This window comes from Streptomyces nidicola (assembly GCF_050106155.1).
In the GTDB taxonomy this organism is placed as follows: Bacteria; Actinomycetota; Actinomycetes; order Streptomycetales; family Streptomycetaceae; genus Streptomyces.
The window spans coordinates 9,335,996-9,360,864 of record NZ_JBNBPI010000001.1; the positions used below are offsets into that span (position 1 = coordinate 9,335,996).

The following is a 24,869-nucleotide window of genomic DNA, read 5'->3' on the forward strand; positions in this document are numbered from 1 at the left end:
GCTATGCACACCGCGCGTCACGGCGTCCGCACGCGCGGTAGATGTGACGTGAAAGTAATGCGCTGCCGCCGCTGCGCCGCGCACCGGCGAACCCGGCCCCGAAAACCCTTCCGCCGGGCGGAATCCCTGGTGACCCGGCGGGATCGCTGCGGCACAATACGGCGCCCATGAGCCACCGTCAGCCGGGCCCCGCACACCTCGCCAACCTCGACCTCAACCTGTTGGTGACACTCCGTGCGCTGCTGCGCGAGCGGAACGTCACCCGCGCCGCCCGGCAGCTGGGTGTCACCCAGCCCGCCGTCAGCGCCACGCTGTCCCGGCTGCGCCGGCACTTCGGGGACGAGCTGCTCGTGCGGGTCCAGGGCGCCTACGTGTTGTCGCCGCTCGCCACGCAACTGGCCGGGCAGGCCGAGGCGGTGTGCGTGGCGGCCGAGCGGCTCTTCGCGACCGGCCGTGCCTTCGACCCGGCCACCACGGAACGGGAGTTCACGCTCCTCATGGCCGACTACCCGGCGAGCGTCCTGGGCCCCGCGCTGTCCCGTCTCTTCGACCGCGAGGCGCCGCACGCGGCGCTGCATCTGCAACTCGTCAGGGAGACCATCGGCAGCGGCGCCGGAGAGACCATCCGGCTCGTCGACGGCATGGTATCGCCGCCCCTCGGCCATTTCCGCACTCCGGGCGTGGCCTCCGTCCCGCTCTTCACCGACCGCTGGGTGTGCCTGGTGTCCGCGGGCAACCCGCTGTGCGAGGCCGCGTCGTTCGGCATCGAGGACCTGGCGCGGCAGCCGTGGGTCGTGCCGTACCACCGCGACGACGGGTATCCGTCGGCCGCCCCGGCGACCCGGCAGCTGACCGCCCTCGGCATCCGGCCGCGGATCGCCGTCCGCGTGGAGAGCTACCGCGCCGTGCCCGACTTCGTCGCGGGGACCCGCAGGGTGGCCCTCGTGCCCGAGCGCCTCGCCGCGCCGCTGACCTCCGCGCACGGCCTGCGCACCCTCGACTGTCCCGTCCCGCTCGATGTGCTGGACGAACACCTGTGGTGGGACGCGAGCCACGACGAGGACCCCGCACACAGCTGGCTGCGCGACCTCGTGGTCCGGGCGGCAGCCGGCCTCGCACCATAAATGCCGTTGATGGCGGGCAGTCGAACGCTCTATTGACCTGGACATTCCCTCCGACGACGGGGGCTCCCTACGGTGCGCAGAGCGGTGGGAACCACGCACCCCCGCCACGCACCCGCACCCCCTCGCACCGGGAGACCTCCATGCCCCATGCCCTGACCGAGCTGAAGGTCCACACCGTCACCAAGCCCGCGGGCACAGCGCGACACGAACTCGACGCCGATGTCTGCGTGGTCGGGGCCGGCGTCGCCGGTGTCTCGGCCGCCGTCGAGAGCGCCCGGCTCGGCCGCGACGTCGTCCTCGTCGACAGCCTGCCCGTGCTCGGTGGACAGATGGTCAACTCGCTGATCGGCCTGTTCTGCGGCGTGTACGGCAACGGCCCCGACTACCGGCAGCTCACGCACGGCATCTTCGACGGGATCTTCGCCGACCTGGGAGCTTCCGGCGATCTGCACCACAACCGCGGCCACACCATGACGGTCAGCTACGACGAGGTGGCCCTCGGCCGGTGGGTGGAGCGGCGCATCCGCGAACTCGGCATCCGCGTCGTGCTGGGCGCCTCGCTCACCGGCGTCGAACGCGACGGCCGGCGCATCAACTCCGCGTCCTTCGCGACCCGTTACGGCCCCGTACGCGTGGCCGCCCCCGGCTTCGTCGACGCCAGCGGCGACGCCGCGCTCGCCTGGGAGGCCGGTCTGCCCTGCCGGGTGCCGGAGCGCACGATCTACGGCTCGCAGCAGATCGTCCTGGAGCACCTGGACGAGGAGCACGAGCCAGGCCGTGAGGAGCTCGCCGAGCGTGTGCACGGCCAGGCCGCCGACTGGGGTCTGATCCGCCGCGACGGCCTCGCGTTCTTCTTCCCCGGCCGGGGCACCGCCGTACTCAACATGACCCACGTCCCCGCCCCGCTCGACCCGGTCGAGGCGTCGTCCGCCGGGCTCGACGGGCGCGAACAGGCCGACCGCGTGGTCGAGTTCCTGCGCGCGGAGTTCCCCAAAGCGTTCGGCAGGGCGAAGGTCCGCTCGTACGGCTTCCCCGGGCGGCGCCAGACCCGCTGGATCAAGGGTGTCCACCAGCTGTCCCTCGACGAGGTGCGTGCCGGCACCCGCTTCGACGACGCCGTCGCCCGCACCGCCTGGCCCGTCGAACTCCACGACCGCGCCGACGGATACGTCTGGGAGACCTTCGGCCCCGACCACGTCCACTACGTGCCGCTGCGCTCCCTGCTCTCGCCCGACTGCGACAACCTCGCCGCCGCGGGGCGCTGCGCCGACGGCGACGCCGCCGCGCTGTCCAGCGTCCGCGTCATGGGCCCCTGCGCGGCGATGGGCGCGGGCGCCGCGCACGCCCTGGACCTCGCCGGGCCCGACGGCAGCGTGCACGCCATCGACCTCGCCGCCCTGCGCAGCCGCCTCGCCGCCAACGTCGACGACTGAGGGAGACCGCTCATGACCGACCTCCGCAGCAACTACGCCCCGGGAACGTCCCCGTGGGCCGTCCGCAGAGCCCAGTGGCGGGCCCTCGGGCTCACCGACGAGGACATGGCCAAGCCGAAGATCGCCATCGTCAACTCCTCGTCGCAGCTGGCCACTTGTTACAGCCACCTCGACGCCGTCGCCGTCGCCGCCAAGGAGGCGATCGAGGCTGCGGGCGGCATCGGCTTCGAGATCCGCACCGTCGCCCCCAGCGACTTCATCCACAGCGCGGGCGGACGCGGCGGCTACATCCTCTCGGCCCGCGACCTGATCAGCCACGACATCGAAGCCGCCGTCGAGGGCGCCCAGTTGGACGGCATGCTCACCCTAGCCTCCTGCGACAAGACGGCCCCCGGCCAGCTGATGGCGGCGGCCAGGCTCGACCTGCCGACCGTCGTCGTCGGCTGCGGCTACCAGCCCTGCGGCACCTTCGCGGGACGGCACTGCGACATCGAGGACGTCTTCCTCGGCGCCGGACACCACGCCCAGGGCCGCATCAGCCTCGACGAGCTGACCGGCATGAGCGAGAACGCGGTCGCCGGACCCGGTGTCTGCGCCGGCATGGGCACCGCCAACTCCATGCACATCGCCTGCGAGGCCCTCGGCATGGCGCTTCCCGGCTCCACACCGGTCCTGGCCAACAGCCCCAAGATGTGGGACGCCGTACGGGCCGCGGGCAGCCGGATCGTCGACCTCGTACGGCAGGACCTGCGACCGCGCGCCCTGCTCACCCCCGAGGCCTTCGAGAACGCGGTCACCGCCATGCTCTCCGTCAGCGCATCCATCAACTCCGTCAAACACCTGCAAGCGGTCGCCGAGGAGGCGGGAAACGGCGTCGACGTCTACGGACTGTACGAACGCCTCGCCGACCGGGTGCCGCTCCTCGCCGCAGTGCGGCCCAACGGCCCCGTATCCATCGAGGAGTTCGAGGCTGCGGGCGGCGCGGCCGGGCTGCTGTGGCAACTGCGCGACCTGCTGCACACCGATGTCCGCACCGTCACCGGACGCACCCTCGGCGAGAACCTCGACGGCCGCGGGCCCACCGACCCGGAAGTGATCCGCCCGCTCGACCGGCCGCACGGCCGCCGCCCCACGATCGTCCTGGTCCGCGGCTCGCTCGCCCCGGCCACCGGCATCGTCAAACTCGCCGTCGACGAGGAGCGCCCGCCGTCGTTCACCGGCCCCGCCAAGGTGTACGACTCCCCGCAGGACGCCCTCGACGGGCTCAAGGCCGGTGACGTGCGGCCGGGGCAGGTGCTGGTGCTGCGCGGCCTCGGCCCCGCCGGCACACCCGGCATGGGCATGGCCTCCCGGCCCGTCTTCGCGCTCGACGGCGCCGGGCTCACGGGCAAGGTCGCCGTCGTCACCGACGGACAGCTCTCCGGACTCGTCAACAAGGGCATCGTCGTCGGCGAGGTGTCACCGGAGGCCGCCGCGGGCGGTCCGTTGGCCCTGGTACGCGACGGCGACACGATCTCCGTCGACCTCACCACCCGCCGCGCCGACCTCCTCGTACCGGACGAGGAACTGGCCGCCCGCACCCCCGTCACCGCGTACGCGGACGGCGGACGCGGCTGGCTGTCCGTCTACCGCCGCACGGTCCGCCCCCTGCAACAGGGCGCGGTCACCCTTGAGGAAGGACCCACGCCCGCGTGAAACTCAGCGACACCGACAAGGCCCTGCTCGACGGCGCCGAGGGCCCCGCCGCCGCGGCCGCCATGGACCTCCTGGTCCGCTACGGCCGCGCCCTCGACGCCGAGGAACTGTGCGACGTGCGCAACGTCGCCGGCACCATGACGCAGCCCTCGCCCGCCAAGGCCCGCCTCGTCGCGGAGGGCGGCTGGAACAAGGCGTACGCCGTGCTCAACCTCGACAGCGACGCCGACTTCGCCGTCCCCGACATGAAAGTGCCCACCTGCCAGCTCCAGCACGGCTTCGGGCCCGACGCGCAAGGCACCGCCCCCTACCCGAAGGAACTCGTCGAACTCCAGACGGACGCCGAGGCCTTCTACAGCGCGAAGGGCGTCAGCATCCTCGCCACCTGCACGCCGTACCAGGTCGGCAACATCCCCGTACGCGGCGAGCACGTGGCCTGGATGGAGTCCTCCGCGGTCGTCTACGCCAACTCGGTGCTCGGTGCCCGCACCAACTGCGAGGGCGCCGCCTCCACCGGCGCCGCCTCGCTCACCGGCCGTATCCCGTGCTGGGGCAACCACCGCGCCGAGAACCGTCACGGCACCCACCACATCGACGCCCGCACGCCGATCTCCGGGGCACTCGACTGGGGCATGCTCGGCTACTTCGCGGGCGGCCTCGTCCAGGAGGAACGCCCCGTCGTCACCGGTGAGTTGGCGCTCCCGGACCCGCTCGACCTCAAGCACTTCGGGGCGGCCGCCGCCTCCTCCGGCGGCGTCGAGATCTACCACCTCCCCGGCATCACCCCGGAGGCGCCCGACCTGCGGACGGCCTTCGGCGGGCGCTCCGTGCCCGAGGCCGTGCCGTACGGAGAGCGCGAGCGCCGCGCCGTCTACGAGGACCTCAACTCCCAGGGCGACAGCACCGACGTCGACTTCGTGCTCCTCGGCTGCCCGCACGCCTCGCTCGACCAGGTCCGCGACACCGCCCGGCTCCTTGAGGGACGGCGGCTCAACTCCGCCACCCAGCTGTGGCTGATGGTGCCGCGCGCCCTGCGCACGGTCGCCGACCGCAACGGCTGGACGGCGACCATCGAGCGCGCGGGCGCCCGCGTCCTCACCGACTCCTGCCCGGCGATGTCCCGTTCGGCGCCGCCCGGCACCCGCGTCTTCGCCACCGACTCGGCGAAACAGGCCCACTACCTGCCCGCGATCCTCGGCATCGAGGCCTGGTTCGGCACCCTTGCCGACTGCGTCGACGCCGCCGTCACCGGCACCTGGAAGGGAGAGCTGCGATGAGCGCCCCGAGCGTCGTCCTGCACGGACGGACCGTCGTCCCCGGCGTCGTGGAGGGCGAGGCACTGGTGTCGCCCGAGACGATCTCCGGCTGGGGCGGCATCGACCCGGCCCGCGGCGTCGTGATCGAACGCCGACACGCCCTGTACGGCGTGTCGTTCGCCGGGAAGATCCTCGTCTTTCCCGGCGCCAAGGGCTCCTCCGGCTGGTCCGGCTTCTTCCAGGCCACCCGGCTCGCCGGCACCGCGCCCCTCGGCATGATCTACACGACGACGACCAGCAAGGCCGCGCTCGGCGCCGTCGTCACGCGCGTCCCCACCGTGACCGATCTGGACCGCGATCCCCTCCTCGCCATCCGCACCGGCGACCGCGTCCGCATCGACGCCGAGCACGGCACCGTCACGGTCCACCCCGCCGCACCACCGTCCCCCGAGGAGACCCCGTGAGAGCCTCACCACCCGTCGTGGAACTGGCCCCGGTCATCGAGCGCCAGCACGCGAGCCGCCGCTGGCTGCTGATGTACGCCGTCTGCTTCGTGATCACGTTCCTCGACGGATTCGACTTCCAGATCCTGTCGTTCGCCGCCACCTACATCCGCAAGGACTTCGACCTCACCGGCACCCAACTGGGCACCCTGGGCACGGTCGGACTCTTCGGCACCATGATCGGCGCGCTGATCATGGGCTACCTGGCGGACCGGATGGGACGGCGCCCCACCATCACGATGTCCGTCGCGGGCTTCGGCATCTTCATGATCGCCTTCGCCCTGGCGGACACGTACGGGCACCTGTTCGTGCTGCGCTTCGTCTCCGGCCTCTTCCTCGGTGGCGTGCTCCCGCTGACCTGGGCGCTGGCGGCCGAGTTCGCGCCGAAGCGGTTCCGGGTGACGTCCGTCGCGATCATCATGGTCGGCTACACGCTCGGCGGGGCGGCCGGCGGGCCGGTCTCCAACTGGCTGATACCGGACCACGGTTGGCGCACGGTGTTCGTCGTCGGCGGTGTCTGCTCGCTGCTGACCCTCGCCGGGGTGCTGACGCTGGTGCCCGAGTCGGTGCGGTTCCTGGCGCTGAAGTCCCGCCCCGGCAGCGACGAGCGCATCGCACGCATCCTCGTCCGCTTCCAGCCGGGCCTGTCCTTCGAGCCCGGGACCCGCTTCACCGCCGAGCCCCCGGGGCAGGCGTTCACGGGGAAGCGGTTCACTCCCGCACTGCTCTTCCGCGGCCACCTCGCAGCCATCACACCGCTGTTGTGGCTGGTGTACCTGTTGTCGTCCGCGCTGATCTACTTCCTGGTCTTCTGGACGCCGATGATCAACGAGCAGATGGGCTTCAGCGTCAGCGCGGCCGCCACCATCGCCGCCCTGGCCAGCGTCGCGGGCGCCGTCGGGCAGCTGTTCATCAGCCGCTTCGTCGACAAGAAGGGCGCGGGCACGATTCTGTGGATGCCGTTGGCCGCCGTCGTCTGCATGCTGGTGCTCGGCAGCGGCGTGCTCGCACCCGCCGTGTACGTCGGCTTCGTCATCGGCGCGAAGATGTTCGTCAACGGCGGGCACGGCGGCATCACCAGCATCGCGGGCACGTTCTACCCGACGGAGATCCGCGCCAACGGCGCCGGCTGGGCGTCCTCGGTCGCCAAGGCCGGCGCCATGCTGGGACCCTGGCTCGGCGGCGTCATCCTCGATGCCGGCCTCGGGGCACAGGGCGCGTTCGGCATCTTCGCGATCTGCCCGGCCGTGATGGTCCTGGTCCTGTTCGTACTGGGCCGGGTGCAGCGCAGGATGCCGGCCGACGCCGAGGGGGCGCTGAACGGAGCGGCGGTGGACGCGACGCCGCCCGCGCCGGTCGCCCCGTCGTCGCGGGCGGGTTCGTCCCCGGCCTGAGCGCGGAGGAACGGCGAAAGGGGCGGGCCGGAGAAACCGGCCCGCCCCTTGCACTCCTGCCTAGGCACTCACTCCGCGCGCTTGAACTGCAGCGACTCCCCGACGGCGCCCGCCCGCCACAGGTCCTGACAGGCCTCGGCGAGGCGGTCGAGGCCCTCGGTGATCGTGCCCCAGACGATGCCGGGGACCCAGCCCTGGTCACCGTTGATCAGAAGATTGTTGCGCTCGTAGAACAGGGCGAGGTCGACGACGATGTCGCGCTCCGCGTGCGCGGCCTGGTTGCCCTGCTGCTCGGCGGCGGCCTCGTAGCCGTAGGAGGCCGTGCTCATCTGGGTGTTGGAGAACGTGAAGTAGCACAGGTCGCCGGGGATCGGCGTGATCGTCGGGTTCTCCAGCGGGGGCTCCTGCGGGGCGAAGGCGGGCACCAGGGTGTAGATCTCGTTGCGCGCGTACTTCGCGTGGTAGACGTCGCTGCCCAGCGGCAGCGCGTTCCAGATCGCCTCGCAGGTGATCGGGGCGCGGTCGTCGAGCAGCTTGGCGGTGGCGGTGACGCCGCGCTTGGGCAGGGAGACCTCGATGAAACGGTCCATGGGTGTCGTCGCTCCGGTCTGATCGGTGATCAACGTAGGGGGAAGGTAAGCCGGTTGCGGTCCGCCTGTCAGCCGAGTGGCATCGCCAGGTAGCGGGTCTCCAGGAACTCGTCGATGCCGACCCGGCCGCCCTCACGGCCGAGGCCCGAGGCCTTGACGCCGCCGAACGGGGCCGCGGGGTTGGAGACGACGCCCTTGTTGAGGCCGACCATGCCGGTCTCCAGGCGCTCGGAGATCCGGAAGGCGCGCTCCAGGTTCTCCGTGAACAGGTAGGAGACCAGGCCGTACTCGGTGTCGTTGGCCGCGGCGACGACCTCGTCCTCGTCGGTGAAGGTGAGGATCGGGGCCACGGGTCCGAAGATCTCCTGGCTCATCAGCGCGGAGTCGGGGGAGACGCCGGTGAGGACGGTCGGGGTGTAGAAGTAGCCCTCGCCCTCGGCGCGTTCGCCGCCGGTCAGGACCTTCGCGCCGCGCTCGACGGCGTCGGCGACCAGTTCCTCGACCTTGCCGCGGCCGTCCTCGTCGATCAGCGGGCCGACCGTGACGCCGTCGTCGGTGCCGCGGCCGACCGCGAGCGAGGCCATCCGGGCGGAGAGCTTCTCGGCGAACTCGGCGGCGACGGACTCGTGCACGTACAGGCGGTTCGCGGCCGTGCACGCCTCGCCGATGTTGCGCATCTTGGCGGCCATCGCACCCTCGACGGCCTTGTCCAGGTCGGCGTCCTCGCACACGATGAACGGCGCGTTGCCGCCCAGCTCCAGCGACACCCGCAGCACGTGCTCGGCGCTCTGCTCGATCAGGAGCCGGCCGACGGCCGTGGACCCCGTGAAGGACAGCTTGCGGACCGTGCCGCCGCGCAGCAGCGGCTCGACGACCTCGCCGGGGCGCGACGTGGTGAGCACGTTCAGGACGCCCGCGGGCACGCCCGCGTCGGTCATGATCTCGGCGAGCTTCAGCATCGTCAGCGGCGTCTGCTCGGCCGGCTTCACGATCATCGTGCAACCCGCCGCGATCGCCGGGCCGATCTTGCGGGTGCCCATGGCGAGCGGGAAGTTCCACGGCGTGATCAGCAGCACCGGGCCGACCGGGCGCTTCATCACGACGAAGCGGTCCTTGCCGTCGGGGGAGGCCTGGTAGCCGCCCTCGATCCGGACGGCCTCCTCGGCGAACCAGCGGAAGAACTCGGCGGCGTACGCCACCTCGCCGCGCGCTTCGGCGAGCGGCTTGCCCATTTCCAGCGTCATCAGGAGCGCGAGCTCGTCCTGGCGCTGCATGAGGAGCTCGTAGCCGCGGCGCAGGATCTCGCTGCGCTCGCGCGGCGCCGTGGCCGCCCAGGACTCCTGCGCGGCGGCCGCGGCTTCGGCGGCTGCGCGCGCGTCCTCGGCGCACGCGTCGGCGACGGTGCGCAGCTCACGGGCGAGCGAGGGGTCCTCGACGCCGAAGGTCGCGCCGGAGGCCGCCGGGCGCCAGCTGCCGCCGATGAACAGTCCGTCGGGCACGGAGTCGACGACGGTCCGCTCGCGCTCTGTCTGCTGTTCGGTCACTGCACTCACTTCGACTCCCGTGGTTTCGAAACTCCCGGCCCGGCTCACTCGTGGACAGCCGCCGAATTGCATGCTTGCATGAGTGTAGGTTGTTGACAATCCTACGACGCGGCCTGATGTTGATCTCCGTAATAGATCCGTGAATCACCGCGGTCACCGAGCGAGGAGCCGTCCATGAGTGCCTTGTCCCCCGTCCTCAAGCAGGCCACCCCCGTCCTGGCCGAACGCGGCGAGGGCGTCCGTCTCTACGACGAGTCGGGCCGCGCCCACCTGGACTTCACCGCCGGCATCGGCGTCACGTCCACCGGGCACTGCCACCCGAAGGTGGTGGCCGCCGCCCAGGAGCAGGTCGGCAAGCTCATCCACGGCCAGTACACGACCGTGATGCACAAGCCGCTGCAGACCCTCAGCGCGCGCCTGGGCGAGGTACTGCCGAACGGACTCGACTCGCTCTTCTTCGTCAACTCTGGTTCGGAGGCCGTCGAGGCCGCGATGCGCCTCGCCAAGCAGGCCACCGGTCGGCCCAACATCGTCGCCTTCCAGGGTGGCTTCCACGGCCGTACGCTCGCCGCCGCGTCGATGACCACGTCGGCCACCAAGTTCCGCTCCGGGTACGGCCCGCTGATGTCGGGCGTCGCGCTCGCGCCGTTCCCCAACTGCTTCTACTACGGCTGGGACGAGGAGACCGCGACCAAGTTCGCGCTGCGCGAGCTGGACCAGCTGCTCGCCACCGTCACCACGCCCGCCGACACCGCCGCGTTCATCGTGGAGCCGGTCCTCGGCGAGGGCGGCTACGTTCCCGCGAACACGGCCTTCCTGCGCGGCCTGCGCGAGCGCGCCGACCGGCACGGCATCCTGCTGATCATCGACGAGGTGCAGACCGGCTTCGGGCGCACCGGCAAGTTCTGGGGCCACGACCACTTCGACGGCAAGCCCGACATCATCGTCACCGCCAAGGGCCTGGCCAGCGGCTTCCCGCTGTCCGCGATCGCCGCGTCCAAGGAGCTGATGGCGCGGGCATGGCCCGGCTCGCAGGGCGGCACGTACGGCGGCAACGCGGTGGCGTGCGCCGCCGCCATCGCCACGCTCGACGTGATCCAGGAGGAGAAGCTCGTCGAGAACGCGGCGGAGCGCGGGCGGCAGCTCTTCGCCGGACTGCGCGAGGTCGCCGAGGGCTACCCGGTCGGCGGGCAGGGCGGTATCGGAGACGTCCGCGGCCTCGGCCTGATGGCGGGCATCGAGTTCGTCACCGCCGACGGCGAGCCGGACGGCGCCACCGCCGCCCGCGTGCACGCCGCCGCGTCCGAGCGCGGGCTGCTGCTGCTCACCTGCGGGACGCAGGGCCAGGTCGTCCGGATGATCCCGCCGCTCGTCGTGAACGGCGAGGAGATCGACGAGGGCCTGGGGCTGTGGCGCGAGTCGGTCGCGGCGGTCCTCGGCTGACACCTCCGGCAGGACCGGGGGCGGCGTCGCCCTTGAGGACCACTGTCGCCCCGGTCGGCCACCGCCGCGCCGGGGCGACAGCGCGTTGCTGGGGCGACTGTGCGTCGCCGCCGCCCCTGTGGGCAATCGGGCCGCCGCCCCTGTGGGCAATCGGGCCGCCCCAGAGGGGCGGTACGGGTGGGCACAGGGGCGGCCCCCGGTGCGGGCAGCACCTCGCCTCCCGGCCCCACCCCGACTCCGCCCACCCGGAACCCCGTAATGCCCACGTTCCGCCACCTCGGCGCAACGATCTTGAGATCCTCTAGCCACCACCCCGTCCCTGTCCCCGTCCGCGCAGCCCACCGCCCCGCCCGAAGGAGCCACCATGTCCGCCCCCGTCGCCACGACCGGATCCGCCGCGCCCCGCCCGGACGCTCCCGATCCGGCGACGCTGCAGAAGCTGGAGCGCGCGCTGCGGGAGGCCGTGCCGCACGGCGAGGTCGCCTTCGGGAAGCGGCGGCGCGCCGAGTACGCGCAGGACGCCTCCGTGTACCGGCAGGTGCCCGCGGCCGTCGTGCTGCCCGCCGACACCGACGAGTTGGCCGCGGCGCTCGCCGCCTGCCACGCTCTCGACGTCGCGGTGACCCTGCGCGGCGCGGGCACTTCCATCGCGGGGCAGGCCGTCGGTGACGGCGTCGTCATCGACACCTCCCGCAGCCTGAACCGCATCATCGAGATCGACGCCGAGGCGCACACCGCCCGCGTCGAACCCGGCGTCGTCCTCGACCGCCTCCAGGACGCCTGCAAGCCGCACGGCCTGCGCTTCGGCCCCGACCCCTCCACGCACGCCCGCTGCACCATCGGCGGCATGATCGGCAACAACGCCTGCGGCACCCACTCGGTGGCCTGGGGCCGCACCGCCGACAACATTGTCGAACTCGAGGTCCTCACCTACGACGGCGAGCGCATCCGGCTGCGCTCCCTCGACGCCGACGCACTGCAGCACGTCATCGACGAGGGCGGCCGCACCGGCGAGATCCACGCCCGCCTGCGCGATCTGCGCGACCGGCATCTCGCCATGCTGCGCACGGAGTTCGGCCGCTTCCGCCGCCAGGTCTCCGGCTACAGCCTCGAGCACCTGCTGCCGGAGAAGGGCTTCGACCTCGCCGCGGCACTGGTCGGCACCGAGGGCACCTGCGCGGTCGTCGTCTCGGCCACCGTCAAGCTCGTCGACCTCCCGGCCCGCCGCACCCTCGTGGCGCTCGGCTTCGCCGACCTCCCGGCCGCCGGCGACGCGGCCCGTCACGTGCTGCGCCACGAACCCATCGCCTGCGAGGGCCTGGGCGGTGACCAGGTCGCGGCGCTGCGCCGCAACGTCCCCGACGCCCGCCCCGAGGAGATGCTCCCCGAGGGCGCCGGCTGGCTGCTGTGCGAGTTCGGCCACGCGGACGCGACGCCCGACCCCGAGGCCGAACGGGCCCGCGCCGACGCCCTGTTGAAGGACACCGGCGCCGTCGACGTACGCCTCGTACAGAGCCCGGCCGAACAGGCCGCCCTGTGGCGCATCCGCGAGGACAGCTCGGGCCTCGCCACCCGCGCCCCCGACGGCTCCGAGGCCTGGCCCGGCTGGGAGGACTCCGCCGTCCCCGTCGAACACCTCGGCGACTACCTGCGCGACCTGGCCGCGCTCCTGGAGTCGCACGGCCTCCAGGGCACCCCGTACGGCCACTTCGGCGAGGGCTGCGTGCACATCCGTATCGACTTCGACCACGCGACGGCCGAAGGCGTGCGGATCTTCCGTACGTTCATGAAGGACGCCGCCGAACTCGTCGCCCGGCACGGCGGAACGCTCTCCGGCGAGCACGGCGACGGGCAGGCCCGCGCCGAATTCCTGCCGCTCGTCTACAGCGAGGAGGCGATCGAGGCCTTCGGCGAGTTCAAGGCGGTCTGGGATCCGGAGAACCGGCTCAACCCCGGCATCCTCGTCCACCCCCGCCCCGCCGACGAACGCCTGCGCATCACCGCGGGCCACCGCCCCACCCTCCAGCTCACCACCACGCTCGCCCTCGCCGAGGACGACGGCGACCTCACGAAGGCGCTGCGCCGCTGCGTCGGCATCGCCAAGTGCCGCACCGCGTCCGGCGGCGTGATGTGCCCCAGCTACCGCGCCACCGGGGACGAGAAGGACTCCACGCGCGGGCGCGCACGCGTGCTGTACGAAATGGTGCAGGGCGACGTCATCACCGACGGCTGGCAGTCGGAGGAGGCCGCCGAGGCACTCGACCTGTGCCTGTCCTGCAAGGGCTGCAAGAGCGACTGCCCCGTGGGCGTGGACATGGCCTCCTACAAGGCGGAGTTCCTGCACCACCACTACAAAGGCAAGCGCCGCCCCGCCTCCCACTACGCGCTCGGCTGGCTGCCCGTGTGGTCCCACCTTGCGGGCCTCGCGCCGAGCCTCGTCAACGCGGTGACGCGCAACAAGAAGGCCGCCACACTTCTTAAGAAGGCGGGCGGCATCGCCCCGGAGCGCCCCGTACCGCCCTTCGCCGGACGCCGCTTCCGTACGAGCTTCAAGAAGCGCCGCAACATGCCGGCACCCGGCAGCCGGGGAAAGGTCCTCCTCTGGCCCGACACCTTCACCGAGTTCATGTCGCCCGAGGTCGGCCGCGCGGCGGTCCTCGTCCTCGAACACGCCGGCTTCGAGGTGGTCCTTCCGCCCGATCGCCTGTGCTGCGGCCTGACCTGGCACACGACGGGCCAACTCGACATGGCGAAGAAGGTGTTGGACCGCACCCTCAAGGCGGTCGACCCCTACCTTCAGCAAGGGATGCCGCTGATCGGCCTGGAGCCCAGCTGCACGTCCCTGTTCCGCACGGACGCCACGGAGCTGTTCCCCGACGACCCCCGCGCGAAGCGCCTCGCCGACCAGACCATGACGCTCGCCGAACTCCTCGACCAGCGCGCCCCCGACGTCGACTTCGGCCGGCTCGACGACGTCACGGCCCTCACCCAGACCCACTGCCATCAGCACGCCACGCTCGGCAGCAAGGCGGACGACCGGGTGCTCGCCCGCGTCGGCGTGGACAGCGGTCGCCTCGACTCCGGCTGCTGCGGCCTGGCCGGCAACTTCGGCTTCGAGGACGGCCATTACGACGTCTCGGTCGCGGTCGGCGAACAGGCGCTGCTGCCGGCCCTGCGCGAGGCGGCCGACGACACGGTGGTCCTCGCGGACGGCTACAGCTGCCGCACCCAGATCACCCAACTCTCCGACCGCCGCCCCCGCCACCTCGCGGAACTCCTCAGGGACGCGCTGCGAGCACAGTCGAGGTGACCGGTGAGGAGCGCGGTCGCCGTCGTCGCGGCCGTGCCCCCGCCGAGCGCCGCGCCGACCTGGTACGTGGCGGAGATCGACGAGTAGCGGGTGGCGGCCGAGAACTGCTCGCCGAGGAACGCGGGGATGCACCCCTGAGGGGCCGCCATCAGCACGTTCACCATCACGTACGCCACCGTGGCCAGCAGCATCACGTGCCCGTCCACCATCGGGAAGTAGCCGAAGAAGACGGCCCCGTACGCGAGGGTCCCGAGGATCACCACCGGCTTGCGGCCGAACCGGTCGGAGACCAGCGCCATGACCGGCACGGCGACCATGAAGGCGACGGACCCGGCGACCTGGAGGAGCAGCGACTGGGTGTGGCTGTAGCCGCGCTCCTCCGCGTACGTGACGGTGAAGATCGAGCCGATGTAGGCGAGGGTGTTGTACCCGAAAGCGACACCGATGGCGAGCAGCATCTGGCGCGGGTGCCGCTTGACGGCGTCGAGGATCGGCACGCGCGGAGCCCGCTCACCGCGCCGCTCCTCCTGCGGCATCCGCGAGCGGGCCACGACGCCCACGAGGACCAGCAGACCGCCGAGCCAGAACGGCACGCGCCAGGCCCAACTCTCCAGCGCGTGCTGGGGGAGGAGGGTCACCAGAGTGAAGACGCCGGTCCCGAAGAGGCTGCCGATGCCGATGCCCGCGCTGGTGAAACTGCCCCACAGCCCGCGCCGGCCCTCGGGCGCGTTCTCGATGCCGAACAGGGAGGCCCCGCCCCACTCGCCACCGGCGGCGAAACCCTGCACGAGGCGGAGGGCGACGAGCAGGATCGGCGCGGCGACGCCGAGCGCGCCGTACGTGGGCAGGCAGCCGATGAGGAACGTACTCGAACCCATCACCAGGAGGGTGAGCACGAGCATCGCCTTGCGGCCGATCCGGTCGCCGAAGTGCCCGATGACGATGCCGCCGAGCGGCCGCGCGACGAAGCCGCTGCCGAACGCCGCGAACGCCACGAGGGTGCCCACCGTCGGATCGAAGCTGGGAAAGAACACCTTGGGGAAGACGAGCGCGGCGGCGAGCCCGTAGATGATGAAGTCGTAGAACTCGAGCGCGGTTCCGAAGCCGGAGATGAAGAACGTACGGGTCACGCTCACGGAGCTGACCTGCTGCGTCGAGCCGGGTCTGACGGTCTGTGTCATCGCTGATCCTTGGAGGGCGGCGGGGGAGCGGTGGGGACGTCGGCGGTGCGCGTCTAGAAGCGGCTGAAGCCCCGCTCGGCCGCGGCGTCCGGGGTGCCGACCGCGTAGTCCAGCGCGCAGGCCGAGACATCGAGACCAAGGGTGATGAGCGTGCCCCACTGCTCGTGCGCCGGCTTCGCGGCGTCGGGCCGCATGCAGACGACGGCGCCCGCCCCCGCGCTCCCGCACAACGCCGAGGCCCGCTCGGCGGGCGTGAGCCCCGGCAGCGCGGAGCGGACAGTACGCAGATGGGCGAGGCGCTCGGCCGTCGACGAGTCGCCGGGGCAGACGTCACCCTCGGCCAGCTCCGGGTCGAGGAAGTGGTTGGTGTGCAGCAGCCAGCCGTCGTCGCCGGGCCGCACCACGGCGAGGCCGCGCGGCGAGAGTTCGAGGCTCGCGGCGGCCCCGGCCGTGACGACCGTCAGCGAGGTGGAGGCGGTGACCCGCGCCGAACCGGCGATCTCCACGGCCTGGTCGAGGGTGTCCGCCTCGTCGAGAATGCGGCGCGCGACCGCGTGTACTGGGACGCCGCCGCCCTCGCCGTCGGTGCGGTGGAACAGGATGTTGAAGTGCACGCCGAGGCCCGCACTGTTCACCCCGATCTTGGCAGGGGCGCCGAACTCGGTGAACAGCTTCACCGTACGACCCCGGGCCGGCGTCAGCTCGTGCAACAGGGCGTCGGGGACGAGGAGTTCGTGCCAGTCCCACGTCTGCACGGTCTGCGGGGCGGCGACCCCCGGCGCGTACACGGCCGTGGAGCACTCGCCCTCGCCGGCAGGCGGGCACAGCGCGAGGATCTCCGTGCGGGCGCCGACGGCGGCGACCTTCCAGCGCTCGATGCCCGCCGCGTCGGCGCAGGCGTCCGACTCCGCTGCGAGCCCCGGGGCCCACGCGCGCAGCGACTCATGGCTGCGCCCGGCGAGCTCGCGCACGCGCCCCGCGGGCAGGCCGAGCGCGGCGAAGTGCTCCAGGTACAGCGAACTCACGCGACGCAGCTCGCCGCCGAACCGCCCGCCGAGCAGCGCTCCGCGCTCGCGCGGGTCGACCGTGTCGGTGGTCAGGGTGTGCAGATCCACGGGTGTTCCTTCCGGGCCCACGGGGCCATGTGTCGGTGCGGCGCCGATCACGGTAGGAAGGTAAATCGTTTTATACAATGCCTGGCCGAAGCGATCGGTCAGAGAAGACCGAGAAGTTCGAGAAGTTCGAGAAGTTCGAGAAGGCACGGGAAGCAGAGGAGCGGCGGCGTGGCGCGCAGCCAGGGCATCACCATCAAGGACGTGGCACGCAGGGCCGGCGTGTCGATCACCGCCGTCTCGCACGCGCTCAACGGCAAGGGCACGCTGAGCGCCGCCACCCGCGAGCACATCCGGGAGGTCGCCGACGAGATGGGCTACGCGGCGGACGCCCTCGCCCGCGGCATGCGCAGCTCCACGATGGGCGCCGTCGGCCTCGTACTCCGCTCCCTCGACGCGCTCGGCGACTACAAGCCGGAAGGCGTCGACGTCTTCGAGAAGTTCGTCGGAGCCGCCGCCTCCCAGGCGCTCGCCCGCGGCCTGAGCCTGATGCTGGTGCCCGACCTGACCCGGGCGCCGGTGCCGCCCCTGACGTTCTCCATGGACGGCTACATCGTCACCAACCCGCACCGCGACGACCCCGTCATCGCGCTGCTCGACAAGCGTGGCATCCCCTACGTGACGTACGGCAGCGTGCCCGGACGCCCGGACTTCCCGTACTGGGCGTCGGAGGACGACGGGGCCTCGGCGCGCCTGGTCCTCGACCACCTGGCGGCCAGGGGTGCCCGCAGCGTCGCGCTGGTCCACGGCACCGACGCGAACTCCTGGAACGACGAGCACGAAGAGGCGTACGCGGCCTGGTGCGCGGACCGGAACATGCCTGCCCGCCGCTACGAACTGGCGGAGCGCGCGGGCGTCGAGGGTGGTGTCGACCTCGCCCGCCGGATCGTGTCCGACGGTCTGCCGGACGCCGTCTTCTGCCTGACCGGCCGGCATGCGGCGGGCGTCCAGGAAGGCCTCATCGCCCAGGGCGTCACGGTCCCCGGCCAGGTGATGGTGGCCGCCGGCTCCGACTCCGAGCACTCCCGGGGCGCCCGCCCCACGATCTCCGCGCTCGAACTGGACCCGGTCGGCAGCTCGGGCGCGCTCCTGGACATTCTCCAGGCGCTGATCGCCGGTACGGAACCGGAAGCTCCGCGCATCACACACGCGCATTTGAGGGAGCGGGAGTCGACGCGGAGACGGGCCGGGTGACCGATTCGTGTCCGCGACCTGTCACATACCGATGAGTTCTGCCGCGCACGCCGGTCCATGAGTGTTAGTTGGTGCAGAGCCGACCGACAACCAGTGAACAACCAGGGAGATCCGACATGCGCACGCTGATCAGTACGGCCTTCGTGTCCCTCGACGGAGTCATGGAGGCACCGGGCGGCGAGCCGGGGTATCGCAACTCCGGGTGGACCTTCAAGGGCGTCGACTTCGTGCCCGAGGCGTTCGAGATCAAGGGCCGGGAGCAGACCGAGGCGACCGCGATGCTCTTCGGCCGGGTCAGCTACGAGGCGTTCAGCCCGGTGTGGCCGGGCATGGAGGAGTTCGCCGAGTACAAGCCGATGCCGAAGTACGTCGTGTCCACCACCCTCAAGTCCGGTGACCTGGTGTCCGGTTGGGGCGAGACGTCGATCCTGCGCTCGCTCGACGAGGTCGCCGCGCTGAAGGAGACCGAGGGTGGCCCGATCATCATGCACGGCAGCGCCACCCTCAATCAGAACCTGTCGGACGCGGGCCTCATCGACCGCTACCACCTGCTGGTCTTCCCGCTGCTGCTCGGGGCGGGCAAGCGACTTTTCAGTGCGACGGACAAGGACACGCAACACCTGAAGCTCGTCGAGCACGAGGCGTACGCGAACGGGCTGCAGAAGAACGTCTTCGACGTCGTGCGCTGAGGACCTCGGGGCGCTCCGTCACGCGTCGAAGTCGGTGGAGCGGGCGAGCTTCTCCCAGGTGGTCAACTCGGCGCGGTTGCCGTCGAGTTGGGCGGTGATCGCGTCGACCGCGTCGTTGCCGAGCGGCAGGCGCAGCGGCGGCTCGTCGGCGTCCACGGCGGTCAGGATGGCGGCGGCGGCCTTGGCCGGGTCGCCGGGCTCCTGGCCGCTGCCGCCCGGCAGTCCGGAGACGACCGGGCCCACGGTGTCCCGGTAGGCGTCCATGACCGGGGCGGGGGCCACCGCCTCGGTGCCGGCGAAGCCCGTGCGGAACGCGCCGGGCTCGACGATCAGCACCTTGATGCCGAGCGGCGCGACCTCGGCGGCCAGCGCCTCGGAGAGCCCTTCCAGGGCGAACTTGGTGGCGCAGTAGGCGCCGACCCCGGCGAACGCGAACCGCCCGCCCATGCTGGTCAGTTGCACGATGGTGCCCGAGCCCCGGCGGCGCATGTGCGGCAGCACGGCCCGGGTGAGCGCGGCCGGGCCGAAGAAGTGCAGGTCCATCAGGTCCCGCAGCTCCGCGTCCGTGGCCTCCTCGACCGCCCCGACCATGCCGCGCCCGGCGTTGTTGACCAGGACGTCGATCCGGCCGTGCCGTGCGGCCACCCCGTCGACCGCGGCCTGCACGTCGTCGATGGCGGTCACGTCGAGCGCCAGCGTTTCGACCTGGTCCGGGTGCGCGGCGACCAGATCGTCGAGCGGCGCGGTGCGGCGGGCGGCGGCCACCACGACATCCCCCGCGGCCACCGCCGCCTCGGTGATCGCCCGGCCGAACCCGCTGCTCGCTCCCGTGACCAGCCAAACCCTGTTCATGGTGTTCTCCTCGATCCCGGGGAGCCGCCGCTGTCGGGGCCCCGCTGCGAACTACCTTGCGGTACAGACCAGTTGCCCGTCCAAGATCTGCTGTGATAGCCGATGGTTATGGACGTTCACGGGCGGGACCTCAGGTACTTCACCGCGGTGGCCGAGGAGTTGCACTTCACGCGTGCGGCCGAGCGGCTGTACGTCTCGCAGCCCGCGCTGAGCAAGCAGATCAGGATGCTGGAGAAGCAGGTGGGCGCCGCGCTGTTCGAGCGGGACCGGCGCGAAGTACGGCTGACCGGGGCGGGGGCGGCGCTGTTGCCGCACGCCCAGCGGATGGTCGCCGAGTGGGAGGCGGCGCGGGAGTCGGTCGCCAAAGTGGTCGCCGAGCGGGCGTCGGCCCTCGTGGTGGGCATGAGCACCAGTCCGGGGCGCGGGGGCGTGCTGCCGGCGATCCGTTCCCGCTTCACCGCCGAACACCCCGACACCCGGCTGAGGGTCCGCCAGGTGTCCTGGGACGACTCGACCGCGGGGCTCGCCGACGGCACGAGCGACGTGGCGTTCGTCTGGCTGCCGCTGCCGGAACAGGAGCGCTACCGGTGGTCGCCGGTCGCCGAGGAGCCCCGCCTCGTCGCCATGGCAGACACGCACCCGCTCGCCGAGCGCGAGACCGTCGACTTCGTGGAGCTCCTGAACGAGCCGTTCCTCGCGCTGCCCGACAGCGCGGGCCCGCTGCGGGACTACTGGCTCGCCACCGAAGCCCGCGACGGGAAACCCGCGGTCATCGGCGCCGAGGTGGCCAGTGCCGAGGAGACGTACGAGGCGCTCGCCGCGGAACTCGGCGTCGTCCTGCTCGCGCTCGGCAACGCGCCGCTGGTCACCCTCGGCGGCGTCGTCACCCGCCCCGTCCACGGCATATCGCCCAGCCGTTTCGTGCTCGCCTGGCGCGCCGACGACCGCCGCCCGCTGGTGCAGGCGTACGCGCGCGCCGCCGCGGCCCTCAGTGACGGAACCCGTACTCCTGCCACTTCTCGACCACCCGCTGCCGGACGTCCTCGGGGAACGAATTCCGGAACGAAGCGGTGATCCCCGGTGTCTCACCGGCCAGTTGAGCGGGGAGCAGGCAGCTGATGACGGCCTTGCCACCGCGGCCCGAGCGCACCTCCTCCGGGGTGAGGTAGGGAACCATGGGGATGCCGGGCGCCTCCGGGTACACGTACTCGCCGGTGCCGGGGTGGTAGCGCGTCGCCATCGCCCACACCAGCTGGTCGATGTCGGTGACGTCGATGTCGTCGGCGACCAGGATCACCTTCGGGACGAGCCACCCGGTGTGCGAGCCGAACAGCACCTTGGCGACGGCGTCGGCCAGTTGACGCTCGCTCATCCGCATCCCCGCCAGCCGCGCGATGTCGACGGAGACGGCGATCCAGCACGTCGCGGCCTCGTACGAGCACCAGGCCATGGAGACGGGCAGCCCGCTGGAGCGCAGCAGGTCCAGGCTGGTCGCCGAGATCATCGTGCCCCAGATGGTGTGGTTCTCCTCCGGCGGAAGACCCGCCACGCACACCGGCAGGATGGGCTCGTCGCGATGGGTGACGGTCTCGACGTGGAAGACGGGCTGCTGCTTGCTCTCGGAGAACGAATACCCGTGGTACTCGCCCATCGGCCCCTCGGGAGCGGTCTCGTCCGGGCTGATCCAACCCTCCAGTACGATCTCGGAGTTGGCGGGCACGTGCAGGTCGTGCAGCTCCGTCCTGACGACGTCGACGGGGCTTCCGGCGAGGGCGCCCACATACCCGTCCTCGTTCACCTCGGCGGGCAGTGGCATACCCGCGGCCGCCAGCGCGGCGGGCGGGGCGCCGACGACCATCGCCCAGGGCGTGGGCTCGCCGCGCTCCCGCCACATCTGGTGGATCATGCCGAGGTGCTGCTGCGGCATGGCGGGCCCGACGAGGGTGCGCGGCCCGTGCAGCATCGTGCGGCTGACGGACCAACTCGTCCACCGGCCGTCGGGCGTGCGCACCACATGGAAGCCGTACGTCCCGAAGTAGCGGCCGCCGTCCTCGGCGTGCAGCAGCGGGACGGGGAAGCGGGTGAGGTCGACGTCCTCGCCCGTCAGGACGTTCTCCTTGCACGGGCCGCCGTCCACGACGCGCGGCGCGAGGGGCTCGGCATGCATCGCCGAGATGAGCCGTTCGAGGAGTTCGCGCGGCGTGGTCTCGCGGGGGAGTCCGAAGTGCGCGGCGAGCCGCCCGTACGCGCCGTCCGCGCGGCCGGTGAGACCGGCCGGCGCGCCGAGGATGCGATGCCCGGGCGCACCCTCGGTGAGGTTGCTGAACAGGGGAGCGGGGCCGCGCGTCTCGTACACACGCCGCGTGATCGCGCCGACCTCGAGGGTGGGGCTGACCGGTTGACGGATGTCGACCGCGTCGCCGGCCTCGATCAACTCCTCGACGAAGTCCCGGAAGTTGAGCGCGCTGCCGCGTTGCGTCATTGCAGACCCTTTCCTGCGGGCGAGGACCGGTGGAATCGGCCTCCCCGAAGACATCACACACAGTTATTACGTACACGTCCTTCTTTCCTCACGGTAAAGTACGTGTACGTCCTAATCAAGCGAGGGGTCCCATCCGATGTCCGGTTCGACGTCCCGTCCGCTGTCCGGTCCGCCGTCCCGAAAGAGCGCGCACGCCGAGGCCCTCGAGGCGGCACTCGACGGGGTCGGGCCGCTCGCGCGCCAGCTGAACCAGCTGCATACACGGCTTTGGTACGAGCAGGTCCACCAGGACCTCACCGGCCCGCAGTTCACCGTCCTGAGCCTGCTCGACCTGCACGGCGACATGGACCAGGGCACGCTCGGCACCCTGGCCCACCTCGACAAGTCGACGGCGGCGCCGCTCCTCGAGCGGCTGCGGCGACGGGGCCTGCTGGACCTCGAGAAGGACGAGCGCGACCGTCGCCGCAAGCTGGTGCGCATCACGGAGAGCGGCCGTCACCTGGTGGCGCGGCTGGCGCCCGGCGTCACGGACGTGAGCGACCAGCTGCTGGACGTGCTCTCGGTGGAGGAGCGGGAGGAGTTCCTGGGGATGCTGCGGCGGGTGACGTTGCGTCAACAGGGCTCGTGAACCCCTGCGCTGTCACTTCGACGTCGACGAGTTCGCCGGGTTCTCACGCTGGTCGTGCACGATCGACGACGGGATGGACGCGTCGTTCTTGAGGGCGTTCCAGACCCGGCCCGCGTCCGGGTCCTTGGGGGTGACGCGGTTGGGGTCGCTGGGCGCGGTCTCGGTCGGGAGGGTCACCTGGGTGACGTCGTCCGCCCCGATGCCGGTCAGGCTCTTGCCGAGGCCCAGGAGGGAGCTCACCGAGTCCAGGCCGGTGTCCGTGGTCAGGGACTTCGTCAGGTCCGACGCGAGGTCGTAGGCCTGCTTGGGGTGGGTGACCAGGTCGCGGTCCTTCACCTGGTCGATGACGGCGGTGGCCATCTGCTGTTCCAGGGTGATGCGGTCCAGGTCCGAGCCGTCGCCGACACCGTGCCGGGTGCGGACGAAGGCGAGGGCCTCGTCGCCGTCGAGGTGGTGGGTGCCGGCAGGCTCGTCGAAGCCGCTGTCGGGGTCGTCGATGTCCTCGGTCGTGGTGATGGTGACACCGCCGATGTCGTCGATGAAGTCCACGAATCCGGAGAAGTCGAGCTCTACGTAGTGGTTCAGCTCGAGGCCCGACAGCTGCTCCACGGTCTTCACCGTGCACTCGGGACCGCCTTCGCTGTACGCCGAGTTGAACATGGCGTCCTGCCGCGCGGGGACCGTGTCGCCGTCGCTGTCGGTGCACGCGGGGATGTCGACGAGGGTGTCCCGCGGGATCCACACGGTCTCCGCCTTGGTGTGGTCCTCGTTGATGTGCACGACGGCCGTGGTGTCCGAGCGCGAGGTGCCGCCGGTGTCGCCTCCGGCGAGGTCACCGTTGTCGCCGGAGCGGGAGTCGGAGCCCATCACGAGGATGTTCATCGCGCCGGAGTCGTCGGTGTCCGTCAGCACCTTGGACAGGTCGATCCCGGAGACGTTGTGGTCCAGACGCCAGTACGCGCAGCCGGCTGTGCCGAGGCAGACGACGAGGAGGAGCGAGACGACCCAGATGACCCGGCGGACGATGCGTTGCTTGCGCGTGCGTTCGGCCTTGCGCGTGTGCTCGGGCTTGCGGCGCTGCTTGTCCGGGTTCCGCTCGTCCGGGTTCCGCTCGGGCAGGGGGAACCGTCGTCCTTCGCGCGTGGCCATCGGTGAGGAACCTTTCGTGGAGGGGGCCGACCCGGACCGGCGGCGGTGCGCTGCGGTGTACACGGACTGCGGTGCACACGGACACTCCACTTCCGTCCCTCATACCGTCGCCCGGGCGGGCGTGCGGCGTACAGAGGCGAACGGCCCGACCGGGCCGGGGCTTCCGGATCTGTGGGGGCCCGGTGAGAGGATCGGGCCATGGGGACGACCACCGTGACCGGAGACTTCGAGCTGACCATGGACGAGCTGCGCGCGGTCGCGCGGTACGCCGTGCAGAGCGCCGAGCAGGTCCTCCCCGTATTCGAGGCCGCGGCGCCGGACGATCCGCGGCCCCGCGCGGCCGTCGACGCCGCGTGGGAGTTCGTGGGCGGCGCGCACCGGTCCCGGCTGCAGCGCGTCACCTCGCTCGACGCGCACCGGGCCGCCGCGGCGGCGGACACCGAAGCGGTACGGCTCGCCGCGCGGGCCGCGGGCGACGCCGCGTCCGCCGCGTATCTGCACCCGATCGCGAAGGCCACCCAGGTCGGGCACATCCTGCGCGCCGCCGCCTGCGCGGCCCGAGTGGCGGAGCTGGCCCAGGGCGGCGATCCGGAGGCGGGGGAGCGGGACATCGAGCGGGCCCGGCGGCGCGCCACCCCCGTCCTGGTCGACGTGCTGAGGCGCTATCCCGCGGCGCCTCAGGGGAAGGGGCGTGTGGCGTACCTGATGAGCGCGCTCGACGCGTCGCTGCGTGGTCCGCGCCGGTAACGCGGAGATGGCACGTGCTGGTGCCGAGGTCGGTGCCGGGGGTCAGCCCCCGTAACGCGGATCCGTCTCCACGAGCCGGGCGAGGTTCTCCAGGGCCATCCGCGTGCCCGTCTCGTTCTGGTCCGCGGGCACGACGTCGGGGATCCCCTCGTGCAGCATCCGCACCTCGGTGCCGCCGTCCGCGTCGGTGAGCGTGGTGGTCATCGTCATCGTGTCGCGCAGCGCGGGATCGTCGGACTCGAAGGCGAGTACCTCGACCACCTGCTCGTCCGGCACGAGCCTGGCGAAGTGTCCGTGGTACGTGTCGGTGTGCGAGGCGGACTTGCCGTTCCCGGTGGGGGCGTCGTAGGTGAGCGAGACGCGGAACCTGCCGCCCTCGCGGGCGTCGAACTCGTGCACACGACTGGTCATGCCGTCGGGCACCCGCCAGTACGCGATCGCGTCCGCGTCGGTGAGGGCACGGTAGACGGCGGCACGTGGGGCGTTCACGTGCTGGGTGAGCTCGGTCGAATACATGAGCCGAGCCTAGGTCCACCCGGGGCG

The 24,869-nt window shown here is 71.8% G+C and carries 21 protein-coding genes; 13 read left to right on the forward strand and 8 right to left on the reverse strand.

Going from position 1 to position 24,869, the window contains the following annotated elements:
• The first annotated feature begins 167 nt into the window (after window positions 1-167).
• The 6 genes from ACOKM3_RS42065 (at window position 168) to ACOKM3_RS42090 (ending at window position 7,405) form a co-directional block, all read left to right on the forward strand.
• Entirely contained in the window at window positions 168-1,124 is a 957-nt protein-coding gene (locus ACOKM3_RS42065) for a LysR family transcriptional regulator (protein ID WP_426906584.1), read from the forward strand.
• Window positions 1,125-1,264: 140 nt separating this feature from the next.
• Window positions 1,265-2,557 (forward strand): FAD-dependent oxidoreductase, encoded by a 1,293-nt coding sequence (locus tag ACOKM3_RS42070; protein WP_426906585.1) that lies wholly within the window; start codon window positions 1,265-1,267, stop codon window positions 2,555-2,557.
• A 12-nt stretch (window positions 2,558-2,569) separates the two neighbouring features.
• Window positions 2,570-4,252 carry a dihydroxy-acid dehydratase gene (gene ilvD, locus ACOKM3_RS42075; RefSeq protein ID WP_426906586.1) on the forward strand — a complete coding sequence of 561 codons (1,683 nt, stop codon included), beginning with the start codon at window positions 2,570-2,572 and terminating at the stop codon, window positions 4,250-4,252.
• Complete coding sequence (locus tag ACOKM3_RS42080) at window positions 4,249-5,529, forward strand: aconitase X (protein ID WP_426906587.1); 1,281 nt, start codon at window positions 4,249-4,251, stop codon at window positions 5,527-5,529. The genes ilvD and ACOKM3_RS42080 overlap by 4 nt, the downstream gene beginning before the upstream one ends.
• Entirely contained in the window at window positions 5,526-5,972 is a 447-nt protein-coding gene (locus ACOKM3_RS42085) for an aconitase X swivel domain-containing protein (protein ID WP_267073090.1), read from the forward strand. The genes ACOKM3_RS42080 and ACOKM3_RS42085 overlap by 4 nt, the downstream gene beginning before the upstream one ends.
• A complete protein-coding gene (locus ACOKM3_RS42090) occupies window positions 5,969-7,405 on the forward strand; it encodes an MFS transporter (RefSeq protein ID WP_426906588.1) in 1,437 nt (478 codons plus the stop codon). The genes ACOKM3_RS42085 and ACOKM3_RS42090 overlap by 4 nt, the downstream gene beginning before the upstream one ends.
• A 68-nt stretch (window positions 7,406-7,473) precedes the next feature.
• On the opposite strand, the gene ACOKM3_RS42095 is transcribed toward ACOKM3_RS42090, so the two are convergent.
• Both ACOKM3_RS42095 and ACOKM3_RS42100 read right to left on the reverse strand, forming a co-directional pair.
• Complete coding sequence (locus ACOKM3_RS42095) at window positions 7,474-7,995, reverse strand: DUF3830 family protein (RefSeq protein WP_399230020.1); 522 nt, start codon at window positions 7,993-7,995, stop codon at window positions 7,474-7,476.
• Window positions 7,996-8,063: 68 nt separating this feature from the next.
• Entirely contained in the window at window positions 8,064-9,548 is a 1,485-nt protein-coding gene (locus ACOKM3_RS42100) for an NAD-dependent succinate-semialdehyde dehydrogenase (RefSeq protein WP_426906589.1), read from the reverse strand.
• Between the two features lie 165 nt (window positions 9,549-9,713).
• Between ACOKM3_RS42100 and ACOKM3_RS42105 the strand changes: the two genes are divergently transcribed.
• Together ACOKM3_RS42105 and ACOKM3_RS42110 are read left to right on the forward strand one after the other, a co-directional pair.
• Window positions 9,714-10,982, forward strand: a complete 1,269-nt coding sequence (locus tag ACOKM3_RS42105; protein WP_426906590.1) for an aspartate aminotransferase family protein — start codon at window positions 9,714-9,716, stop codon at window positions 10,980-10,982.
• A 364-nt stretch (window positions 10,983-11,346) separates the two neighbouring features.
• Window positions 11,347-14,292: an FAD-binding and (Fe-S)-binding domain-containing protein gene (locus ACOKM3_RS42110; protein ID WP_426906591.1), complete on the forward strand. Its 2,946-nt coding sequence runs from the start codon at window positions 11,347-11,349 to the stop codon at window positions 14,290-14,292.
• Here the strand turns inward: ACOKM3_RS42110 and ACOKM3_RS42115 are convergent.
• Both ACOKM3_RS42115 and ACOKM3_RS42120 read right to left on the reverse strand, forming a co-directional pair.
• Window positions 14,196-15,473 (reverse strand): MFS transporter, encoded by a 1,278-nt coding sequence (locus tag ACOKM3_RS42115; protein ID WP_426906593.1) that lies wholly within the window; start codon window positions 15,471-15,473, stop codon window positions 14,196-14,198. The two genes, ACOKM3_RS42110 and ACOKM3_RS42115, sit on opposite strands and share 97 nt — an antisense overlap.
• A gap of 53 nt (window positions 15,474-15,526) precedes the next feature.
• Window positions 15,527-16,588 (reverse strand): C45 family autoproteolytic acyltransferase/hydolase, encoded by a 1,062-nt coding sequence (locus ACOKM3_RS42120; RefSeq protein WP_426906594.1) that lies wholly within the window; start codon window positions 16,586-16,588, stop codon window positions 15,527-15,529.
• A 168-nt stretch (window positions 16,589-16,756) separates the two neighbouring features.
• On the opposite strand from ACOKM3_RS42120, the gene ACOKM3_RS42125 reads away from it, so the two are divergent.
• Window positions 16,757-17,779, forward strand: a complete 1,023-nt coding sequence (locus ACOKM3_RS42125) for a LacI family DNA-binding transcriptional regulator (protein WP_426906595.1) — start codon at window positions 16,757-16,759, stop codon at window positions 17,777-17,779.
• Window positions 17,780-17,895: 116 nt separating this feature from the next.
• Window positions 17,896-18,468: a dihydrofolate reductase family protein gene (locus tag ACOKM3_RS42130; protein WP_426906596.1), complete on the forward strand. Its 573-nt coding sequence runs from the start codon at window positions 17,896-17,898 to the stop codon at window positions 18,466-18,468.
• Between the two features lie 18 nt (window positions 18,469-18,486).
• Here ACOKM3_RS42130 and ACOKM3_RS42135 read toward each other — a convergent pair whose 3' ends face one another.
• On the reverse strand, window positions 18,487-19,320 hold the full coding sequence (locus ACOKM3_RS42135) for an oxidoreductase (RefSeq protein ID WP_426906597.1): 834 nt from the start codon (window positions 19,318-19,320) through the stop codon (window positions 18,487-18,489).
• Window positions 19,321-19,428: 108 nt separating this feature from the next.
• Here ACOKM3_RS42135 and ACOKM3_RS42140 point away from each other — a divergent pair, with 108 nt between their 5' ends.
• Window positions 19,429-20,394, forward strand: coding sequence for a LysR family transcriptional regulator (locus tag ACOKM3_RS42140; protein ID WP_426906598.1), 966 nt, complete (start codon window positions 19,429-19,431; stop codon window positions 20,392-20,394).
• On the opposite strand, the gene ACOKM3_RS42145 is transcribed toward ACOKM3_RS42140, so the two are convergent.
• Complete coding sequence (locus ACOKM3_RS42145; RefSeq protein WP_426906599.1) at window positions 20,309-21,802, reverse strand: UbiD family decarboxylase; 1,494 nt, start codon at window positions 21,800-21,802, stop codon at window positions 20,309-20,311. The two genes, ACOKM3_RS42140 and ACOKM3_RS42145, sit on opposite strands and share 86 nt — an antisense overlap.
• Window positions 21,803-21,938: 136 nt before the next feature.
• Between ACOKM3_RS42145 and ACOKM3_RS42150 the strand changes: the two genes are divergently transcribed.
• Window positions 21,939-22,430 (forward strand): MarR family winged helix-turn-helix transcriptional regulator, encoded by a 492-nt coding sequence (locus ACOKM3_RS42150; RefSeq protein ID WP_426906600.1) that lies wholly within the window; start codon window positions 21,939-21,941, stop codon window positions 22,428-22,430.
• 12 nt (window positions 22,431-22,442) lie between these two features.
• On the opposite strand, the gene ACOKM3_RS42155 is transcribed toward ACOKM3_RS42150, so the two are convergent.
• Entirely contained in the window at window positions 22,443-23,579 is a 1,137-nt protein-coding gene (locus ACOKM3_RS42155; protein ID WP_426906601.1) for an LCP family protein, read from the reverse strand.
• A gap of 198 nt (window positions 23,580-23,777) precedes the next feature.
• On the opposite strand from ACOKM3_RS42155, the gene ACOKM3_RS42160 reads away from it, so the two are divergent.
• Entirely contained in the window at window positions 23,778-24,326 is a 549-nt protein-coding gene (locus tag ACOKM3_RS42160; protein ID WP_426906602.1) for a putative immunity protein, read from the forward strand.
• Between the two features lie 42 nt (window positions 24,327-24,368).
• Here the strand turns inward: ACOKM3_RS42160 and ACOKM3_RS42165 are convergent, their stop codons facing one another.
• Window positions 24,369-24,842 carry an SRPBCC domain-containing protein gene (locus ACOKM3_RS42165; RefSeq protein ID WP_426906603.1) on the reverse strand — a complete coding sequence of 158 codons (474 nt, stop codon included), beginning with the start codon at window positions 24,840-24,842 and terminating at the stop codon, window positions 24,369-24,371.
• Window positions 24,843-24,869 lie beyond the last annotated feature (27 nt).

Bases quoted from the DNA above. Each gene is read 5' to 3' on its own strand.
- ACOKM3_RS42065 (WP_426906584.1), top strand. From the start codon at position 168: ATGAGCCACCGTCAGCCGGGCCCCGCACACCTCGCCAACCTCGACCTC.
- ACOKM3_RS42070 (WP_426906585.1), top strand. From the start codon at position 1,265: ATGCCCCATGCCCTGACCGAGCTGAAGGTCCACACCGTCACCAAGCCC.
- ilvD (WP_426906586.1), top strand. From the start codon at position 2,570: ATGACCGACCTCCGCAGCAACTACGCCCCGGGAACGTCCCCGTGGGCC.
- ACOKM3_RS42085 (WP_267073090.1), top strand. From the start codon at position 5,526: ATGAGCGCCCCGAGCGTCGTCCTGCACGGACGGACCGTCGTCCCCGGC.
- ACOKM3_RS42095 (WP_399230020.1), bottom strand. From the start codon at position 7,995: ATGGACCGTTTCATCGAGGTCTCCCTGCCCAAGCGCGGCGTCACCGCC.
- ACOKM3_RS42105 (WP_426906590.1), top strand. From the start codon at position 9,714: ATGAGTGCCTTGTCCCCCGTCCTCAAGCAGGCCACCCCCGTCCTGGCC.
- ACOKM3_RS42110 (WP_426906591.1), top strand. From the start codon at position 11,347: ATGTCCGCCCCCGTCGCCACGACCGGATCCGCCGCGCCCCGCCCGGAC.
- ACOKM3_RS42115 (WP_426906593.1), bottom strand. From the start codon at position 15,473: ATGACACAGACCGTCAGACCCGGCTCGACGCAGCAGGTCAGCTCCGTG.
- ACOKM3_RS42130 (WP_426906596.1), top strand. From the start codon at position 17,896: ATGCGCACGCTGATCAGTACGGCCTTCGTGTCCCTCGACGGAGTCATG.
- ACOKM3_RS42135 (WP_426906597.1), bottom strand. From the start codon at position 19,320: ATGAACAGGGTTTGGCTGGTCACGGGAGCGAGCAGCGGGTTCGGCCGG.
- ACOKM3_RS42140 (WP_426906598.1), top strand. From the start codon at position 19,429: ATGGACGTTCACGGGCGGGACCTCAGGTACTTCACCGCGGTGGCCGAG.
- ACOKM3_RS42145 (WP_426906599.1), bottom strand. From the start codon at position 21,802: ATGACGCAACGCGGCAGCGCGCTCAACTTCCGGGACTTCGTCGAGGAG.
- ACOKM3_RS42150 (WP_426906600.1), top strand. From the start codon at position 21,939: ATGTCCGGTTCGACGTCCCGTCCGCTGTCCGGTCCGCCGTCCCGAAAG.
- ACOKM3_RS42155 (WP_426906601.1), bottom strand. From the start codon at position 23,579: ATGGCCACGCGCGAAGGACGACGGTTCCCCCTGCCCGAGCGGAACCCG.
- ACOKM3_RS42160 (WP_426906602.1), top strand. From the start codon at position 23,778: ATGGGGACGACCACCGTGACCGGAGACTTCGAGCTGACCATGGACGAG.
- ACOKM3_RS42165 (WP_426906603.1), bottom strand. From the start codon at position 24,842: ATGTATTCGACCGAGCTCACCCAGCACGTGAACGCCCCACGTGCCGCC.